The sequence below is a fragment of the Bordetella petrii genome, assembly GCF_000067205.1.
GTDB lineage: Bacteria > Pseudomonadota > Gammaproteobacteria > Burkholderiales > Burkholderiaceae_B > Bordetella_A > Bordetella_A petrii.
This window is the reverse complement of record NC_010170.1, coordinates 3,151,489-3,170,971: the sequence shown is the minus strand read 5'-3', so window position 1 is coordinate 3,170,971 and position 19,483 is coordinate 3,151,489. Positions and strand designations below refer to the sequence as shown.

The window sequence follows — 19,483 nt, the reverse complement described above, 5'->3', positions numbered from 1 at the left end:
TGCCGCGCCCCGGCTGGCAAAGTCTGGCGATGACATGGCCGTGCCATTGTCGGCAGTTTTGTGGCTGATGCGCTGATCCAGGTGTCCTGCCGCGCAGGTCTCTGGTGCTTGGTGGTAGGGCAACTAGTTGGCGGTGGGCCAACAGGGAAGAGATGGCGTCGTGCAAAACGCGGAATTCACGGACTCACGAAATTCACTGAACCAGTCCCGGGGCCTCTGGCCGGATGGGGGGTGGCGCGTTGGGCGGCGGGGCAGCCTGCGCAGCAGGCCGAGGGCGCCTGCTTGCGCCCGAGCCCGACGCACGGGCGCCACCCCCCATCCGGCCAGAGGCCCCGGGACGCCTCAAGAACTCAGTTCAACAGCAACGACAACAATGGCGAGAACAAACCATGCCCCCGTCAGTCCGCCGCCATCCCACTATGGCGCAGCAGCGCATCGATGCGCGGCGCGCGGCCGCGGAAAGCCTCGAACGACTCGGCGGCCGGGCGCGCGCCGCCCACAGCAAGGATCTCTTTGCGGAAACGCGCGCCGGTCGCCGCATTCAGTGTGTCGCGCCCGTTAGCCTGCGCCGCCTCTTCGAACGCCTCGTAGGCATCGGCCGACAGCACTTCCGCCCACTTGTAGCTGTAGTATCCCGCCCCGTAGCCGCCGGCGAACAGGTGCGAAAAACTATGCGGCAGGCGGTGCCAGGCCGGCGGGAACAGCACCGCCACTTCGTTGCGCACCTCTTGCAGCAGCGCCAGCGTGTCGGCAATAGACGCGCCTTGTGCGCGATTGTGCAGCAGCATGTCGAACAGCGCGAACTCGATCTGCCGCACCGTCTGCATGCCGCTCTGGAAATTGCGGGCCGCCACCAGCTTGTCGTACAGCGCGCGCGGCAGCGGCTGGCCGCTGTCGACATGTGCCGACAGGCGCTGCACCACGGTCCATTCCCAGCAGAAGTTTTCCATGAACTGCGACGGCAGCTCGATGGCGTCCCATTCTACCGCCGCAAACGCCGATGCCGCGGGCTCGTCCACTTCAGACAGCAGCGCGTGCAGCGCGTGACCGGTTTCGTGGAACAGCGTAATGACATCGTCGTGGGTCAGCAGGGCGGGCTTGCCATCGCCAGGGCGCGCGAAGTTGCAGGTCAGGTACACCACCGGCGTCTGCAGCTCGCCGCCTGCAAGGCGGCGGTTGCGTTCGCTGTCGACCCAGGCGCCGCTTTGCTTGCCGGCACGCGCGTACAGGTCCAGGTACAAATGGCCCACCAGCGCGCCGTCCGGGGTTTCCACCCGCACGCCCCGCACATCGGCATGCCAGCGCGAGACTTCCGTTTCGCGCAAGCGCACATCGAACAGCGTTTCGATGACCTGAAACAGCCCTTCGAGCACACGCGGCTCGGTGAAATACTGTTTGATCTCGTCCTCGGAATACGCGTAGCGCGTTTCTCGCAGGCGCTCGGACGCATAGGCCACGTCCCAGGGTTGCAGCGTGTCCAGGCCCAACTCGGCGGCCGCGTAGGTTTTCAGTTCGGCCAGGTCGCGTTCGGCGTAGGGCCGCGCGCGCGCGGCCAGGTCGCGCAGGAACTTGACGACCTCATCGGCATCGCGCGCCATGCGAGTCTGCAGGCGCAGCGCCGCAAAGGTGCCATAGCCGAGCAGCGCGGATTCTTCGGCGCGCAGCGCCAGCAGCTCTTCGATCAGGGGCGAATTATCGTAGCGGGCGTCGCCCTGTTCAGACGCCACCGTGCCGTAGGCGCGGTACATCTGTTCGCGCAGGTCGCGGTCGCGCGCGTATTGCATGACGGGCAGGTAGCAGGGCATTTTCAGCGTCAGCTTCCAGCCCGGCTTGTTGTCTTCCTGGGCGGCCTGCCGGGCGGCCTGCAGCACGTCGGCGGGCAGGCCGGCCAGGCGTGTTTCGTCGTCCACGAACAGTGACCAGGCATCGCGCGCGTCGAGCACGTTTTCGGAGAACTTCTGCGTTACCTGGGCCTCGCGGTCGGAAATGGCGGCATAGCGTTCGCGCGCCGCGCCCTGCAGCTCGACCCCACTCAAGCGGAAGTCGCGCAGCGCCAGCTCCACTACCCGGCGGCGCACCGGGTCCCAGCCATCGAAGCCGGGCGTGGCGTGCAGGCGCTGGTACTGCCGGTACAGCCCTTCATGCAGGCCGACCCAGGTCGAGAACTCGGTGACCAGGGGCAGGGCGGTGTTGTAGGCTTCGCGCAGTTCCGGGGTATTGACCACGGCATTCAGATGGCCCGCCACCGACCAGGCACGCCACAACTGCTCGGTGGCGGTGTCCAGTGGCTGCACCACCGTGTCCCACTCGGCCGGCAAGGCCGGGTCGGCCGCGGCCTCGACCGCCTGGCGCGCGATGCCCAGCAATTCCTGGATGGCCGGCACGATGTGCGCGGGCCGGACAGCGGCGTAATCGATCAGGCCGGATACGGGGGCGAGCAGGGGGTTCTGGGTCATGGGATGGTTGCGGCGAAAAGAGTCAGTACTGGCTGCAGATGAGGGCGGAAGGGCGGGAAATCAAGCGGAAACTTACCCAGGTGCCTGACTCCCGCCTGGATGTCAGATACCGCGGTGTGCAACGATCGCCTCGGACATACGGTGTCTGACACCCTGGCGGGAGTCAGACACCTGGCATCGCGCCAGGTGTGCAACGATCAACTCAAACATACGGTGTCTGACACCCTGGCGGGAGTCAGACACCTGGCATCGCGCCAGGTGTGCAACGATCAACTCAAACATACGGTGTCTGACACCCTGGCGGGAGTCAGACACCTGGCATCACGCCAGGTGTGCAACGATCGCCTCGGACATACGGTGTCTGACACCCTGGCGGGAGTCAGACACCTGGCATCGCGCCGGGCATTGGCAATGGGCGGCGGGAAGCGCGCGGGCTTTGGGAGCCAGCCCTTTAACCTGCGGTTCGTTCGGCTGCTTCGACGGTGTTGACCAGTAGCATGGCGATCGTCATGGGGCCTACGCCGCCCGGCACGGGGGTGATGGCGCCGGCCACTTCGCGGGCCGAGGCGAAGTCTACGTCGCCGCACAGCTTGCCGTCGGCGCCGCGGTTGATGCCCACGTCGATGACCACTGCGCCTGGCTTGATCATGCTGCCGTCGATCATGCCCGGTTTGCCAGTGGCCACCACCAGCACGTCGGCGCGGCGCGTCTGCGCGGCCAGGTCGCGGGTCTTGGAGTTGCAGATGGTGATGGTGGCGCCGGCCTGCAGCAGCAGCATGGCCATGGGCTTGCCGACGATGTTGCTGGCCCCCACGATGACCGCCTCGGCGCCGCGCAGGGGCACGCCTTCGGCTTCCAGCATCTTCATTACGCCGTAGGGCGTGCAGGGCCGGAACAGCGGCTGGCCGGTCATGAGCAGGCCGGCGTTGCTGATATGGAAGCCGTCCACGTCTTTCTCGGCCGCGATCGCCTCGATGACCTTGTGGCTGCTCATGTGGGGCGGCAACGGCAACTGCACCAGGATGCCGTGGATGGCAGGGTCGCGATTGAGCGTGTCGATGCGCGCCAGCAGCTCGGCCTCGGTCATGTCGGCCGGGTACTGTTCTTTAATGGAATACAGCCCGGCTTTTTCGCAGGCTGCTACCTTGTTGCGCACGTATACCTGCGAGGCAGGGTCGTCGCCCACCAGCACGACGGCCAGGCCGGGGCGCACGCCCTTGGCGGCCAGCGCCTGCACGCGCCGGGCGACGTCTTCACGAATACGCTGCGCCAGGGCGGCGCCGTCGATGATGCGCGCGCCCGAGGGCGCCGGGGTGGATGCGTCCTGCCGGGTCATGCATGTGCCTCGGGTTTGGCCAGCGCAACCTTCATCAGGTCGGCGACCGTGGTGACTTCGAGTTTTTCCATGATATTGGCGCGGTGCGCCTCTACAGTCTTGATGCTGATGCCGAGGTCGTCGGCGATCTGCTTGTTGAGCCGGCCCGCCACGATGCGTTCCAGCACCTGCTGTTCGCGGGCCGTCAGGCGCGCCAGCATGGCTTCGTGGTCTTTCTGGGCCTGGAACTGGCTGACGCGCTGGGTGGCCTGTTCGAGCATGCGGGCCACGATCTCGCGCAGATCGGATTCGTTGAAAGGTTTTTCCAGGAAGTCGACCGCGCCCTTCTTCATGGTGGACACCGCCATGGGGACGTCGCCGTGGCCCGTGATGAACACGATGGGCAGCGGCGCGTTGCGCGCCAGGATCTGTTCCTGCAGTTCGAGGCCGCTCATGCCGGGCATGCGCACGTCGGCGATCAGGACGCCGACCTGGCTGGGATCGTATTCTTCAAGAAACGTCTCGCCGCTGGCGAACGCGCGGACGCGGTAGCCGTTGGCTTCCAGCAGCCAGCGCAGTGAATCGCGTACCGCTTCGTCGTCATCGACAATGAATACCGTGCTCGACTGGGGGGGGGTGTTCATGCGTGCAACTCCTCGGGCTGATCACTCTGCGCCTGCTTGTCGGGCGTGGCGCAGGGCAGGGTAAAGCGGAAAATAGTACCGCCGGCGGGGTTAGGGTCGGCCCACAGGCGGCCGTGATGCGACTCGATTATGGTACGGCAGATGTTCAGGCCCATGCCCAGGCCCTGCGATTTGGTGCTGAAGAAGGGCTCGAACAGGCGCTCTGGCTCGGCCAGTCCGTGGCCGCGGTCGACCACGGCCACTTCGATCTGCTGTTCGTGCGGAATCACGGCGACCTTGAGTTCGTCGGACTCGCTTTTTTCCATGGCTTCCAGGCCGTTTTTCAGCAGGTTCAGCAGCACCTGCTCGATAAGAATGGGGTCGGCCAGCACGTCGGGCGCATTGGACGGCACGAACGGCTCGATGCGAATGCGGCGTTTGCGCGCGTCGATTTCGGCAAAGCCGATGGCGTTGTCGACGATGCGGCTGATGGGCACGCGCTGGCGGCGGGGCTCGCTGCGCTTCACGAATTCGCGGATGCGGCTGATGATCTTGCCGGCGCGCTCGGCCTGCGACGCCGCTTTTTCAAGCGCCGGCAGCAGCATGTTGGGGCTGGTGTGGCCGGCCTTGACCAGCGCCACAGCGCCCATGCTGTAGTTGGCGATGGCGGTCAGGGGCTGGTTCAGTTCGTGGGCCAGCGACGAGGCCATTTCGCCCATGGTGGTCAGGCGGCTGGTGAGCTGGATTTTTTCCTGCTGTACGCGCGAGGCTTCTTCGTGGTTGCGGCGCTCGGTGATGTCGCGGGCCACCTGCATGCGCACGCGGCGGCCGTCGGTCCAGGCCAGCATGCGGTGGTGCACCTCGAACCAGCGTTGCACCGAGGGCGCGAACACCTCGACTGACTCGTCCGTGAAGCGGCCGCGGCGCCCGGCCAGCAATTCGTCATGCCCGCCCGTCTGGGCGCCGAACACGCGGCGGTAGGTGCGGTTGGCGAACAGCAGTTCCAGGCCGTCGTGCGTGTCGGCCGTGACCGAGATGGCGTCGTCCAGGCCTTCCAGCACGGTCATGAAGCGTTCGTGCGCCGCCGTCAGGGCCTCGCGGATGCGCTTGGGCTCGGTGATGTCGGTCATGGATGTCATCCAGCCGATCTGCGTGCCGTTAGGGTCGAGCAGCGGCGACACATACATGCGCGCCGTGAAGCGGGAACCGTCGCGGCGCTGCGCCTCGACTTCGAGCCCGCTGCTGGGCGTCTTGCCCGAGGTGAGCACATCCAGCGTATGCTGGTGCTGTTCGTGGCGGCCCGGCACCCAATAGGGGAAAGGCGGACTGCGGCCGATCAGGTCGGCCTCGTTCCAGCCGATCATGCGGCAGAAAGCGGGGTTCACATAGGCGATGCGGCCTTCCATGTCGAGCACCCGCATGCCGGTGGACATGGAGTTTTCCATGGCGCGCCGGAAGCCGGTCTCGGCGATGAGGGCCGCCTCGGCGCTGGAGCGAAAGCGCGTGTACCGCCACAGCATCAGCAAGCTGATGATGATCACGCACGAGAGGGCCAGCACCACCCAGATGAGGCGCTGCTGGCGCACTTCCTGGTCGATGGTCACGAACATGACGCTGTCGTCGTGCAGGCGCTGCAGCCAGAAGAAGGCGCCCATCACGCACAGGTACAGGATCAGCACGACGGCCGGCGTCACCCAGTAGACCCCGCGCCGGCGTTGCCGGGCGTGGTCGTGGAACGAGTTCGGAATATTTGACTTGTGCGGGCTGGACATGACGTTCGGGCCGTATAGAGCCGGCATTTTAGAGCGTGTTGCCGGCCGGTGCGCGGGCAGGGCGGCGTGGCGGCCGCCGGATTGCCCGATATTGTTCAGCTTATTGTCAATATTTCACATTATAAAATGCCGTACCGCAACATGAAATTTTCCCCGGGACGGGTTACTCTTCGCGTTTAGCGTCCCTGCCGTGCGCCATCGGATCGATCGCCAGGCAGTGGATAATCCCGGCAGGTGCCGGAACCATTGGCCAGCCCGACCCGCTATCCCCGGGACGGGCGTGCTCAGAACTCCCACAGGAGACACACGATGTCCTCTAATCCCCAGGCTAGCGCGCTTTCCGCCGCCAACGACGAAGACACCCTGGAAACCCAGGAGTGGCTCGAAGCCCTGGCTGCCGTGCTCGACCGCGAAGGCCCCGAGCGCGCCCATTACCTGCTGGAACGCCTGATCGACGAGGCTCGCCGCTCTGGCGCGCACATCCCATTTTCGCCCAATACGGCCTACGTCAACACCATTCCGCCCGCGCTAGAGCCCGCGCACCCTGGCAATCTCGAGCTGGAATCGCGCATTCGCTCGTACGTGCGCTGGAACGCCATGGCGATGGTGGTCAAGGCCAACAAGCATAATCCGCCCGACGGCGGCGACCTGGGCGGCCACATCGCCTCGTTCGCGTCGCTGGCCACCATGATCGGCTGCGGCCAGAACCACTTCTGGCATGCCGAGACGCCCGAGCACGGCGGCGACCTGGTGTATTTCCAGGGCCACACCTCGCCCGGCATGTACGGCCGCGCCTATCTCGAAGGCCGCCTCACCGCTGAACAGCTGGATCACTTCCGCCAGGAAGTCGACGGCAAGGGCCTGTCGTCGTATCCGCATCCCAAGCTGATGCCGGAATTCTGGCAGTTCCCCACGGTGTCGATGGGCCTGGGCCCCCTGATGGCCATTTACCAGGCACGTTTCCTGAAATATTTGCACGCCCGCGGCCTGGCCGACACCAGCAAGCGCAAGGTGTGGGTATTCTGCGGCGACGGCGAGATGGACGAGCCCGAATCCCTGGGCGCCATCGCCCTGGCTGCGCGCGAAAAGCTGGACAACCTGATCTTCGTCATCAACTGCAACCTGCAGCGCCTGGACGGCCCGGTGCGCGGCAACGGCAAGATCATCCAGGAACTCGAAGGCGACTTCCGTGGTTCGGGCTGGAACGTTATCAAGCTGATCTGGGGCGGTTACTGGGATCCGCTGCTGGCGCACGACAAAGAAGGCATTCTGCGCCAGATCATGGAAGAGACGGTCGACGGCGAGTACCAGGCGTACAAGGCCAACGACGGCAAGTTCGTGCGCGAGCACTTCTTCGGCAAGCATCCCAAGCTGCTCGAGGCCGTTTCGCGCATGAGCGACGAAGACGTCTGGCGCCTGAACCGCGGCGGCCACGACCCCCACAAGGTGTACGCGGCCTTCAAGGCGGCGGCCACGCACCAGGGCCAGCCCACCGTCATTCTGGCCAAGACCATCAAGGGCTACGGCATGGGCCACGTGGGTCAGGCCAAGAACCCCACCCACCAGCAGAAGAAGCTGGAGCTGGATTCGATTCGCGAATTCCGCGACCGCTTCGCCATTCCCATTCCCGACGACCAGCTCGAAAAGCTGCCGTACTTCAAGCCGGCCGACGATTCGCCCGAAATGAAGTACCTGCACGAGCGGCGCCAAGCGCTGGGCGGCTACCTGCCCAAGCGCCGCGCCAAGGCCGACGAGCAGCTCAAGGCGCCGTCGCTGGACGCCTTCAAGGCCGTGCTGGAACCCACGGCCGAAGGCCGCGAAATCTCTACCACCCAGGCTTTCGTGCGCGTGCTGAACCAGATTCTGCGCGACAAAGACCTGGGTCCGCGCGTGGTGCCCATCCTGGCCGACGAATCGCGCACCTTCGGCATGGAAGGCCTGTTCCGCCAGATCGGCATCTATGCGCCCGAAGGGCAGAAGTACACCCCGGTCGATAAAGACCAGGTCATGTACTACAAAGAATCGGCCGATGGCCAGCTGTTGCAGGAAGGCATCAACGAGGCGGGCGCCATGAGCTCGTGGATCGCGGCGGCCACGTCGTATTCCACCAACAACCGCATCATGATCCCGTTCTACATCTATTACTCGATGTTCGGGTTCCAGCGCGTTGGCGACCTGGCCTGGGCGGCCGGCGACATGCAGGCGCGCGGCTTCCTGCTGGGCGGCACGGCGGGGCGCACCACGCTCAACGGCGAAGGCCTGCAGCACGAAGACGGCCACAGCCACATCCTGGCTTCCACCATTCCGAATTGCGTGTCGTACGACCCCACCTTCGGGCATGAGCTGGCTGTGATCATTCAGCACGGTCTCAAGCGCATGGTCGAAGACCAGGAAAACGTGTACTACTACCTGACCGTGATGAACGAAAACTACCCGCAGCCCGGGCTGACCAAGGGCGACGAGGAAGGCATCATCAAGGGTATGTACAAGCTCAAGTCGCACGGCAAGGGCAAGCTGCGCGTGCAGTTGATGGGCTCGGGCACCATTCTGCGCGAAGTCATGGCCGCTCAGGAACTGCTGGAAGCCGACTGGGGCGTGGCCTCCGATCTCTGGAGCGTCACCAGCTTTACCGAGCTGCGCCGCGACGGCATGGACGCCGAGCGCCACAACCTGCTGCACCCGGAGCAGAAAAAGCCGCAGGTGCCGTACGTGACTGCGCAACTCGAAAAGACCGAAGGCCCGATCATCGCGTCGACCGACTACATGAAGCTGTTCGCCGACCAGATCCGTCCGTTCGTTCCGAAAGACCGCAACTACCGCGTGCTGGGCACCGACGGCTTCGGCCGTTCCGACTTCCGCTACAAGCTGCGCGAGCATTTCGAGGTCGACCGCCATTTCGTGGTGCTGGCCGCCTTGCGCGCCCTGGCCGACGAGGGCAAGGTGCCTGTGGCCAAGGTGGCCGAGGCTATCAAGAAGTACGGCATCAACCCCGCCAAAGCCAACCCGCATCACGCCTGAAGGTAAACAGACATGAGCAAACTCGTGGAAATCAAGGTTCCGGACATAGGCGACTTCAAGGAAGTGGAAGTCATCGAGGTGCTGGTGTCCGAGGGCGATACGATTCAGGCCGAGCAAAGCCTGATCACGGTCGAGTCCGATAAGGCGTCGATGGAGATTCCGGCGTCGTCGGGCGGTGTGGTGAAGTCGGTAAAGGTGAAGGTGGGCGACAAGGTTGCCGAAGGCAAGGTGATCCTGGAGGTCGAGGCCGGCGAAGCCGCCGGCGCGGACCAGGCGCCTGCCTCGCCAGACAAAGCCGATGCGGCCGCCAAGCAGCCGTCTTCGGGCGACGCGCCCAAGACCCAGGGCCAGACGGTGGAAGCCCCCGATGTGAAACCTGCCGCGGACGCGGGCAAGGGCGCCGGCGGCATTGCCGAAATCACAGTGCCCGACATTGGCGACTTCAAGGAAGTGGAAGTCATTGAAGTCATGATCGCCGTGGGCGACACCATCAAGCCCGAGCAAAGCCTGATCACGGTCGAGTCGGACAAGGCCTCGATGGAAATTCCGGCGTCGGCGGGCGGGGTGGTCAAGGAAGTGAAGGTCAAGGTCGGCGACAAGGTTGCCAAGGGCACCGCCATTGCCGTGGTGGAAGGCCAGGGTGGCGCTCAGGCCGAACCGCAAAAGGCCCAGGCGCCCGCCCAGGCGCAGGAACAGCAGCCGTCTGGCGCCGCCAGCGCTTCCGCCGCCGCCCCTGCTCCTGCCGCCAAGCCGGCGCCCGCCGCCGCGCTGGAAGATCCGGGCCTCAAGCCTGGCCAGTTGCCGCATGCTTCGCCATCGGTGCGCAAATTCGCACGCGAACTGGGCGTGAACCTCAGCAAGGTCAAGGGTTCGGGCCCGAAGGACCGCATTACCGCCGACGATGTGCGCGCCTTCGTGAAGCAGGCGCTGGCCGCCCCGGCCGCCGCCGCGGGCGGGGCCGATGGCGCCGCGCTGGGGCTGCTGCCCTGGCCCAAGGTCGACTTCACCAAGTTCGGCCCGGTCGAAGCCAAGCCGCTGTCGCGCATCAAGAAGATTTCGGGCGCCAACCTGCACCGCAACTGGGTCATGATCCCGCACGTCACCAACAACGACGAAGCGGACATCACCGACCTGGAGGCCTTGCGCGTCACGCTCAACAAAGAGAACGAGAAGGCCGGGATCAAGGTCACCATGCTGGCCTTCCTGATCAAGGCGGTGGTGGCGGCGCTGAAGAAGTTCCCGGAATTCAACGCCTCGCTCGATGGCGACCAGCTGGTCTACAAGCAGTACTACCACATCGGCTTCGCGGCCGACACGCCCAACGGGCTGGTGGTGCCGGTGATCCGCGACGCCGACAAGAAGGGCATTCTGGAAATCGCCAAGGAAATGGGCGAGCTGTCCAAGAAAGCCCGCGACGGCAAGATCTCGCCCGCCGAAATGCAAGGCGGCTGCTTCTCGATCTCGTCGCTGGGCGGCATCGGAGGCACGCACTTCACGCCCATCATCAATGCGCCGGAAGTGGCCATCCTGGGCGTGTCGCGCTCGGCGCACAAGCCGGTGTGGGATGGCAAGCAGTTCGTGCCGCGCCTGATCGTGCCGCTGTCGCTGTCGTATGACCACCGGGTCATCGACGGCGCCGCCGCCGCGCGCTTTAACGCATACCTGGGCCAGCTGCTGGCCGACTTCCGCCGCATCGTGCTGTAACCGGGGGCCTTATGAGCACACTCGTGGAAATCAAGGTTCCGGACATAGGCGACTTCAAGGAAGTGGAAGTCATCGAGGTGCTGGTGTCCGAGGGCGATACGATCCAGGCCGAGCAAAGCCTGATCACGGTCGAGTCCGACAAGGCGTCGATGGAGATTCCGGCGTCGTCGGGTGGTGTGGTGAAGTCGGTGAAGGTGAAGGTGGGCGACAAGGTTGCCGAAGGCAAGGTGATCCTGCAGGTCGAGGCCGGCGAAACCAAGGAAGCCAAGCCGGCGCCAGCCGCCTCCCAGGTGTCTGACTCCCAACGGGTGTCAGACACCGTCACTAAGGAGAAGGCGCCGCAGAAAGGCCAACCCGTCAACGCAGCCGCCCAATACAGCGGCTCCGCCGACGTGGAATGCGACGTGCTGGTGCTGGGCGCCGGCCCCGGCGGCTACTCGGCCGCCTTCCGGGCCGCCGACCTGGACCTGTCCACGGTGCTGGTCGAGCGCTATGACACCCTGGGCGGCGTCTGCCTGAACGTGGGCTGCATTCCGTCCAAGGCCCTGTTGCACAATGCCGCCGTCATCGACGAGGCGCGTGCCCTGGCCGCGCACGGCATCAGCTTCGGCGAACCCAAGATCGACCTGGACAAGCTGCGTGGCTACAAAGACAGCGTGGTCGCCAAGCTGACTGGCGGCCTGGCTGGCATGGCCCGCGCGCGCAAGGTCAAGGTGGTGACCGGCGTGGGCGAGTTCGCCGACCCGCACCACCTGGCCGTCAAGGGCGCGGACGGCAAGACGCAGACCATCCGCTTCAAGAACGCCATCATCGCCGCCGGCAGCCAGTCGGTGAAACTGCCGTTCCTGCCTGACGACGAACGCATCGTCGACTCGACCGGCGCGCTGCAGCTGCGCGCCATTCCGAAGAAGATGCTGATCATTGGCGGCGGCATCATCGGCCTGGAAATGGGCACGGTGTATTCCACCCTGGGCGCGCGCCTGGACGTGGTGGAAATGCTGGACGGCCTGATGCAGGGCGCCGACCGCGACCTGGTCAAGGTGTGGCAGAAGATGAATGCCGGCCGCTTCGACAACATTATGTTGAAGACCAAGACGGTGGGCGCCGAGGCGCGGAAAGACGGCATCTACGTCAGTTTTGAAGGCGAGGGCGCGCCTAAAGAGCCGCAACGCTACGACCTGGTGCTGCAGGCCGTGGGGCGCAGCCCCAACGGCAAGAAAATCGGCGCCGACAAGGCCGGCGTGGCCGTGACCGAACGCGGCTTCATCGAAGTCGACAAGCAGATGCGCACCAATGTGCCGCATATCTACGCCATCGGCGACATCGTCGGCCAGCCCATGCTGGCGCACAAGGCCGTGCATGAAGGCCATGTGGCTGCCGAAGCCGCTGCCGGCCAGAAGTCGTTCTTCGATGCGCGCGTCATTCCGGCCGTGGCCTACACCGACCCCGAAGTCGCCTGGGTGGGCCTGACCGAAGACGAAGCAAAGAAGCAGGGCATCAAGGTCGAGAAGGGCCTGTTCCCCTGGGCCGCCTCGGGCCGCGCCATCGCCAACGGCCGCGATGAAGGCTTCACCAAGCTGCTTTTCGACGCCGAAAGCCATCGCATTCTGGGCGGCGGCATCGTGGGCACCCATGCCGGCGACCTGATCAGCGAGATCGCCCTGGCGATCGAAATGGGGGCCGATATGGTCGACATCGGCAAGACCATCCACCCGCATCCCACGCTGGGAGAATCGGTGGGGATGGCCGCGGAAGTGGCCGAGGGTGTCTGCACGGATTTGCCGCCGGTGCGCAAGAAGTAGACCGGTTGTATCTGCAGCGCAGAGTAGGTGTCCGGCTCCACGGGATGGGGCCGGACACCGGGATGATGCGGTCTGGGGCGACTACAGGATCAGGCAGGAACGGTCGAATATTTGAGTAGGGCGGGGACCAGGCCCTCCGCGCGCTTTGCCTCGACAACGAATTCCGCCATTCGGCCCGCCACTCGCCTCGGTTTGAGGAATTTTTCCACGACATGGTAGGCAGGTCGGTCAAAATAATCGTCGAACAGGATGACGCAACCCGCCGGCGCGAGCAGAGCCGAGATCAAGAATGACGCAACCCGGAAACGCCCATCGATCAAGATAAGATCCGGCGCTTCCTGCTGATCGAGCATTACGTTCCAGGGCAAGCCGACGTAGCGGGGCCAGAGCACGGCCTTCTCGTTCGACTGCGGATGGCCCCAACTGCCGGTGGGGCCAATATCCGCGTACAGAGGGGTGTACTTGTTATCCCCCGCTCCGCTAGCGCGTATTTTGTTTGATACGGCCTGCAGAAAGGCCTGGTCCGAATCTACAGAATAAATGCGCCTGATCCCAGTTCTCGAGGCGAGAACCGAGCTCCCTCCCGATCCGTATTCTAGAAAGACCCTCGCCGACTCCAGACGTTCCATCAGCAGGGCCCGGCCTTCGGGTTCCATATGTGGAACAGACGGGACGTCAATATTTGATGCGTCAATTTGCGGGGGCGTGGGGGCGGGCCTCGCCTCTCGCGTCGCATACTGCGCATTCAGGTTGCTGTTGCTTTCCAGGTACTGTCTGGCGTAGCTTTCGTCGACGTGCCTGAGCGTGTTGAAAGCAAGGTCTACGCAGCCGAATGCCGTATCCAGAATGAAGGCAAGTTTGCGTTGCTGATTTACACTCAGTAATTTGATGCGATTGTCGTCCGGCACGAAGATTGCAGTAGCAGAGAGCAGTTGACTGCCGCTGCGATGCGCGAAGCTTGACGTATCGGGAAAGTAGCTGTGGTATTGGGCATTTCCCAGGCGTAGCAGCCTGAATCCATACTGCGCCAGCTTCTCGCTGATTTCAGTCAGACTGGATTGGCGTCGGTAAATATCGACGAATCGCACGCCGATCTGCAGTACCAGCATGTTGGCCAGGAGCTCGCCGGCACCCTCCAGGATTAACAGGTTATCGTTGGCGTCGTCCAACGTCAGCCAGTCAATGTGCTCCAAGCCGTTGATCGCATCCAGGCGGGTGGTGGCAATGGGCAGCTTCGCCAGTACGCATGCGCCTTGGCGTGAAAAGACCGGCAACTCGTCGGATGGCAGAGGTTCGAGTGTCCCGGAGTATTTCGGGTCGAGACATGCGTGGAGTTGAGTCGGCGCGCCATCTCCAAGCGCCAAAAGGGGATGGTAGTGCTGCAAATGCTGCTGCGCCATTAGTGCATTGGCATCTGTCACCCGGCTGGCTGGATCCAGGGCGATCATCGAGAAGGCGCCAAGCGTAGCGAGCGCCGTAAACTTGCTACTGTTTACAAGTGAGCCGCCGTGGTCTAAGGCAATAACCTTGCCTTCGAAGGTGAAGTTGAACGCGGTCTTGCTGGTCGAGTCCGCTGGCAGGTCAAACTCCGGATGCTCGAGCGTCATGGGCGCCGGCTCATCTTCGAACCAGGGCTGACCTTCAGGCGTGAAGGCTAAGGCGGCAGGTGCCTTGTTTGCGCAGAAGCGTTGCCAGATCGCCCTCAAGGCATCGGCGAGATGGGACGCAAATTTTGGCGCATCGCATACCGAAGACTTAAGCAACACAGTGCGAAGATGGGCCCGAATGGCAGCCAGGCTGTCCAGATCCGACACTAATTCCAAAGCACGGGCATGGTACGCATCCCAGTCTGCTACGACCAGCTCTGGCATTCCCGCATTGATCAGATGGGTCGCCGAATGGCGTCCCGCAAACGTGGGGCCGGGTAGGCTGACCACAGGCACGCCCATCAGCATGGCTTCGCATGTTGTCAATCCGCCGGAATAGGGCCAAGGGTCCAATGCGACATCGACGTCGTTGTAGCATTTGAACAACTTGTAGTGCAGCGACTGTCCCTCGAAACGAATGCGGTCTACCGTGATCCCGTGCCGCTCCATGACTTCCCCTATATGGGTTCGCAGGTCGGCGCTTTCGTAGGGGCCGCCCTTCAAGTACAGGCGTGAGCCAGGAACGGCTTGCATCAGGCGGGCCCATTGCGCAAGCACCAAGTCGTTTACCTTGGTCGGATTGTTGAAGCATCCGAAGGTGATGTACCCGTTCTTCAGGGCAGGCAGGGGGCCCACATCCGGCACGCGTGCGGGAGGCATGTAGCAGATGTAGTCGTCCGGCATACGGATCAGTTTTTCTGTATATAGCCCGTCACTGTCGGGTGGCGACTCTATGCTATCTGTGATTAGGTAGTCGATGCTCTCCACGCCTGTGGTGTTGATCAACCCACCTACCCATTTGACCAGTATCGGCGCGGGTTCCAGCGCCATGGTGCGCATGCGCGAGCCGGCACTGTGGCCAGCCAAGTCGATCAGGATGTCGATTTGATCGTCGCGGATGCGCTGGGCGAACTGTTCCTCATTGAGCGTGCCAATAGATTGCCAACGGGCGGAAACCTTCTTGATTCGCTGGGTAATGTAGTCGGCCGTGGGGGTGGTGGTGTAGGCATAGATCTCGATGCCAAGATTCACCAAGTGTTCCAGCACAGTTGTCGTCATCGCGCCAACCGGATGTTGGCGGAAGCCGTCAGAGAACATCCCGACACGCAGCTTTTTACTGGCCGACATGTTGGCCGGACGAGGGCGCCGACCCGCGTCACTCTTCGCGAAGAGCGAGCCCCATTCCATGCAAGCCTGCTTGATATCGGCCAAGGTGCGTTCGGGCATGTAATGCAGGAGCGTCAGCCGATTGGACAGGGCGATGGGGCTGGCGGGTTGCAGTTCGACGGCCTGGCGGTAAGACGCTTCAGCGTGTTCCAGTTTTCCCAGGTCGCGCTGGATGTTACCCAGGTTCGTCCAGTGAGCGAATGCGTTTTTGGGGTCTTCCTCCAGCAATTCCTTCAGTAGCGCGCCCGCCTCCTCGTAACGGTAGTTGCGACTCAGGATGATGGACTTCTGTGCTTTGATGGCCGATTGCCCGGGCGAGTACTCCAGCGCGCGCTCGATGTGCTTGAGTGCGCCATCGCAATCATTGAGCCGCAGCAGAACCGCAGCGAGACCGTGATGAGCGCCGGGCAACTTCTCTTGCAGGCTAATAGCATGTTCAAAGTGGCCACGTGCCTTCCGGTCCTGATCGGCCCGAGTTTCGATCTGGCCCAGCAAGATCCAGATCTGCGGATCGTCAGGGGCCAGTTCAAGGGCCTTTTCAACGGCGGCGCGCGCCTGATCGAGTTCGCCGACGTTGCACAGGTTGCGGCCCAGTTCTTTCCAGGCATGTAGGTCCAGCGGAAATCGCCTGGTCCGGGCCTGGGCTTGAGGCAACGTAAGCAGTTTTGCGCCCGGCATAGCCGGCGTGCGTTTCAGAGTTGGGGGCAGGGCGGGCTGACGTTGCCCGCGAATTTCGGATCCCTTAACTGAGCGAGATTATGCCACCCGTTGGTTCTGGGCGGCGTACCAGTCCCGCTCGAATTGCATCGGGCTGACGTAGCCCAACGTCGAGTGCAAGCGCGAATGATTGTAGAAGCTCAACCAGTCGATTACCTCGTCCATCGCTTCGCGACGCGTTGCAAAGCGCTGGCCGAGGATGCGTGCACGCTTGAGCGATCCCCACAGGCTCTCGGTCGGTGCGTTGTCCCAGCAATTGCCTCGACGGCTCATCGAACTGCGCATGCCGTAGCCCTTGAGCAGGTCCTGGAAGTCATGACTGCAATACTGGCTGCCACGGTCACTGTGGAGGATCAGGCCCGCTTGCGGACGGCGGCGAAACCACGCCATACGCAGCGCATCAGACACCAGCTCCGTGCGCATGTGCGGCTGCATCGACCAGCCCACCACCTGACGGCTGAACAGGTCGAGAATGACGGTCAGAAACAGCCAACCCTCGTCCGTCCAGATGTACGTGATGTCCGTAGTCCAGACCTGGTCGGGACGCGCGGGAGAGAAGTCTCGTTGCAGCAGGTCCGGTGCGACCGGCAGGCTGTGTTTGCTGTCGGTCGTGACCTTGAACCGGCGTTTGGTCTTCGCCTTGATGCCGTGCAGCTTCATGAGCCGCTGGACACGATCCTTGCTGACGCGAATGCCCTGGACCAGCAGTTGCTTCCACACGCGCGGCCAGCCGTACTCGCCTTTGGATTCAGCGTGCACGGCCTTGATGTGCACCAGCAGAGCGTCGTTGCTGATGCGTCGGCGCGGTCGGTCAGTATCGACATCCCGCACCTTGCGCGCGTGGTAACCGCTGGGGCTGACACCCAGCACCTGGCAGCTCAGGGACACCGGCCATTGTCGGCTGTGAAGCTCGATCCAGGCGTACTTCATGCCGACACCTTCGCAAAGTACGCCGTGGCTTTTCCCAATATGTCGCGCTCCATCTTCACGCGTGCCAACTCCGCGCGCAGCCGGGCAATCTCCATCTGTTCTGGAGAAACCTGTTTGCCTGCGCCGTTCAGCTTCCCAGCGGCATCGGCCTTCACCCAGTTGTGCAGCGTCTTCGGGCTGATGCCCAGTATCTTCGCCACCGCCGCCATGCTCTGGCCGCCGCGGACCATGCGCACGGCTTCCAGCATGAATTCCTGCGTATATCGAGCTCTCGGATTACCCATCTTTCCTCCCTCCTTGCGTGAGTTTTACACACTCAGCAAGGGATCCATTTTTTGCGGGCAAGCTCACTTCACGCGTGCCAACTCCGCGCGCAGCCGGGCAATCTCCATCTGTTCTGGAGAAACCTGTTTGCCTGCGCCGTTCAGCTTCCCAGCGGCATCGGCCTTCACCCAGTTGTGCAGCGTCTTCGGGCTGATGCCCAGTATCTTCGCCACCGCCGCCATGCTCTGGCCGCCGCGGACCATGCGCACGGCTTCCAGCATGAATTCCTGCGTATATCGAGCTCTCGGATTACCCATCTTTCCTCCCTCCTTGCGTGAGTTTTACACACTCAGCAAGGGATCCATTTTTTGCGGGCAAGCTCACACGCGTACATCCTGCCAATCGACCTCTGTGCGTTTTTTATCAGCCATTGTTAAAGAATAGCGGGTTTTTAACAGGCCCGAACAGACGTATCTTCCTCTGCGTGGTTCAACCCAATCAGGAGAGCAAGTCATGAGCAAGGATCAAAAAGTCGCCATCGTCACCGGCGCATCGCAAGGTTTGGGCGCCGGGATCGTCGAGTCCTACCGTAAACGCGGGTTCGCCGTCATCGCCAACTCGCGCAACCTCAAGCCATCGTCCGATGCCGATGTTGTCGCGGTTCCCGGTGATATTGGCAACCGCGACGTGGCCAAGCAACTGGTCGAAACCGCAATCAGCCGCTACGGCCGCGTCGATACCCTGATCAATAACGCCGGCATTTTCATCGCCAAGCCGTTCACCCAGTACACCGTTGAAGACATGGACCGCGTGTTCAGAACGAACCTGCACGGCTTTTTCCACGTCACGCAATTCGCCTTGGAACAAATGCTGAAACAAGAGCGCGGACACATCGTGCAGATCACCACCACGCTGGTGCGCCAAGCCATAGCCGGACTCGACGTCGGCCTTACCATGCTTACCAAGGGCGGTCTCGAGGCGGTGACGCGCGGCCTGGCGATCGAATATGCGAAGCAAGGTATTCGCGTCAACGCGGTGGCCCCCGGCATTATCAACACGCCAATGCATGACCCGCAAGCGCATGATTTCCTCGGCGGCATGCATCCGATGGGCCGCATGGGTGAAATCGCAGATATTGCGAAGGCAGTGATGTATCTGGAAGAGGCCGATTTCGTTACTGGCGAAACGCTCAACGTGGATGGCGGTCAACAGGCTGGCCGTTGGTAATTGACTCGTGCCAAGGAGAAATGCGATGCCCTATGTGAACATCAAAGTCACCCGTGAGGGAACCGCGCCGGGTGCAAGCGCGACGACGCCGGAACAGAAAAAGGCGCTTATCAAGGGGGTGAGCGATTTGCTTTTCGAAGTCATGGGCAAACCTCGCAACTCCACCTTTGTCGTGATTGAGGAAGTCGACATGGATAGCTGGGGTGTCGGGGGAGTCACGGTAGCGGAGTACCGCAAGCACGGTGACTGAGTGCGGGAAGAACGCGACTTGCTGGTGAGGATCAGGTGCGGTTAACTTTCATGCTTCGCAGAGCGGTGGTTCGACAACGCCAGGAGGCAAGCCGTGCACCTATTTGTCATCCTATTGTTCATGCTTTTCCTGCCCATCATCTCCATTGCGCAGGACGTGATCCTTCATCATGCCGAGCTGATGCCGGCCATTGGCAAGTGGTTCGTTTTCTGGGGCGTCGGCTGGCGCCTTACTGTCGCTGCGGCGCACCAATTGCTCAGGCCGTCATTTACCGCGAAAGACATTTTCGAGATTGCTGACCCCAAAGCCAGCAAGCTGGTTCTGGAGATCGGTTTCGGAAACCTCGCCATCGGTATTGCATCGGTGGCGAGCCTGTATTTTCCCGCGTGGATACCAGGCATGGCGCTGGCCGGCGCAATCTTCTTCGGTCTGGCCGGCATACAGCACGTCAGAAACGGCGCTTCAACGCGGCACGAAATCGCGGCGATGGTCTCAGACCTTGGTATTGCCGTAATTTTGATCGCCTATCTTTGCTGGTGGGCTGCGTAGTCGCAGCCATGGTCGACCCGCTGGCTTGGGGCTGATGCGACGG

12 protein-coding genes and 1 pseudogene are annotated in these 19,483 nt (G+C 62.9%); 6 read left to right on the top strand and 7 right to left on the bottom strand.

Annotated features, from left to right (window positions below):
* Nucleotides 1–398: 398 nt before the first annotated feature.
* From BPET_RS15315 to BPET_RS15300, 4 genes are all read right to left on the bottom strand, one after another.
* Complete coding sequence (locus BPET_RS15315) at nucleotides 399–2,456, bottom strand: M3 family metallopeptidase (protein ID WP_012249928.1); 2,058 nt, start codon at nucleotides 2,454–2,456, stop codon at nucleotides 399–401.
* Nucleotides 2,457–2,907: 451 nt separating this feature from the next.
* Entirely contained in the window at nucleotides 2,908–3,792 is an 885-nt protein-coding gene (gene folD, locus BPET_RS15310) for a bifunctional methylenetetrahydrofolate dehydrogenase/methenyltetrahydrofolate cyclohydrolase FolD (protein ID WP_012249927.1), read from the bottom strand.
* A complete protein-coding gene (locus BPET_RS15305; RefSeq protein ID WP_012249926.1) occupies nucleotides 3,789–4,415 on the bottom strand; it encodes a response regulator transcription factor in 627 nt (208 codons plus the stop codon). Before BPET_RS15305 ends, folD begins: the two co-directional genes overlap by 4 nt.
* Nucleotides 4,412–6,166 (bottom strand): PAS domain-containing sensor histidine kinase, encoded by a 1,755-nt coding sequence (locus BPET_RS15300; RefSeq protein WP_012249925.1) that lies wholly within the window; start codon nucleotides 6,164–6,166, stop codon nucleotides 4,412–4,414. Before BPET_RS15300 ends, BPET_RS15305 begins: the two co-directional genes overlap by 4 nt.
* A gap of 309 nt (nucleotides 6,167–6,475) precedes the next feature.
* Here BPET_RS15300 and aceE point away from each other — a divergent pair, with 309 nt between their 5' ends.
* Genes aceE through lpdA form a run of 3 tightly spaced genes read left to right on the top strand, consistent with a single transcriptional unit; the run spans nucleotide 6,476 to nucleotide 12,690 of the window.
* Nucleotides 6,476–9,184, top strand: coding sequence for a pyruvate dehydrogenase (acetyl-transferring), homodimeric type (gene aceE, locus BPET_RS15295; RefSeq protein WP_012249924.1), 2,709 nt, complete (start codon nucleotides 6,476–6,478; stop codon nucleotides 9,182–9,184).
* Between the two features lie 12 nt (nucleotides 9,185–9,196).
* Nucleotides 9,197–10,888: a dihydrolipoyllysine-residue acetyltransferase gene (gene aceF, locus BPET_RS15290; protein ID WP_012249923.1), complete on the top strand. Its 1,692-nt coding sequence runs from the start codon at nucleotides 9,197–9,199 to the stop codon at nucleotides 10,886–10,888.
* An 11-nt stretch (nucleotides 10,889–10,899) separates the two neighbouring features.
* Nucleotides 10,900–12,690: a dihydrolipoyl dehydrogenase gene (gene lpdA, locus BPET_RS15285; protein WP_012249922.1), complete on the top strand. Its 1,791-nt coding sequence runs from the start codon at nucleotides 10,900–10,902 to the stop codon at nucleotides 12,688–12,690.
* A gap of 89 nt (nucleotides 12,691–12,779) precedes the next feature.
* Here lpdA and BPET_RS15280 read toward each other — a convergent pair whose 3' ends face one another.
* The 3 genes and pseudogenes from BPET_RS15280 to BPET_RS15260 form a co-directional block, all read right to left on the bottom strand.
* Entirely contained in the window at nucleotides 12,780–16,181 is a 3,402-nt protein-coding gene (locus BPET_RS15280; protein WP_012249921.1) for an O-linked N-acetylglucosamine transferase family protein, read from the bottom strand.
* Nucleotides 16,182–16,259: 78 nt separating this feature from the next.
* Nucleotides 16,260–17,434, bottom strand: a protein-coding gene (locus BPET_RS15270) for an IS3 family transposase (protein ID WP_085970191.1) whose coding sequence is annotated in 2 segments (ribosomal slippage) — nucleotides 16,260–17,185 and nucleotides 17,185–17,434 — 1,176 coding nt in all. Because the reading frame shifts where the segments join, the coding sequence is not laid out codon by codon here.
* Between the two features lie 66 nt (nucleotides 17,435–17,500).
* Nucleotides 17,501–17,731, bottom strand: a pseudogene (locus tag BPET_RS15260) (transposase); the annotation flags it as partial.
* 196 nt (nucleotides 17,732–17,927) lie between these two features.
* Here BPET_RS15260 and BPET_RS15255 point away from each other — a divergent pair.
* The 3 genes from BPET_RS15255 (at nucleotide 17,928) to BPET_RS15245 (ending at nucleotide 19,440) form a co-directional block, all read left to right on the top strand.
* Nucleotides 17,928–18,641: an SDR family NAD(P)-dependent oxidoreductase gene (locus BPET_RS15255; RefSeq protein WP_012249919.1), complete on the top strand. Its 714-nt coding sequence runs from the start codon at nucleotides 17,928–17,930 to the stop codon at nucleotides 18,639–18,641.
* 25 nt (nucleotides 18,642–18,666) lie between these two features.
* Nucleotides 18,667–18,891 carry a tautomerase family protein gene (locus BPET_RS15250; protein WP_012249918.1) on the top strand — a complete coding sequence of 75 codons (225 nt, stop codon included), beginning with the start codon at nucleotides 18,667–18,669 and terminating at the stop codon, nucleotides 18,889–18,891.
* Between the two features lie 93 nt (nucleotides 18,892–18,984).
* Complete coding sequence (locus BPET_RS15245; protein ID WP_012249917.1) at nucleotides 18,985–19,440, top strand: hypothetical protein; 456 nt, start codon at nucleotides 18,985–18,987, stop codon at nucleotides 19,438–19,440.
* The last annotated feature ends 43 nt before the right edge of the window (nucleotides 19,441–19,483 follow it).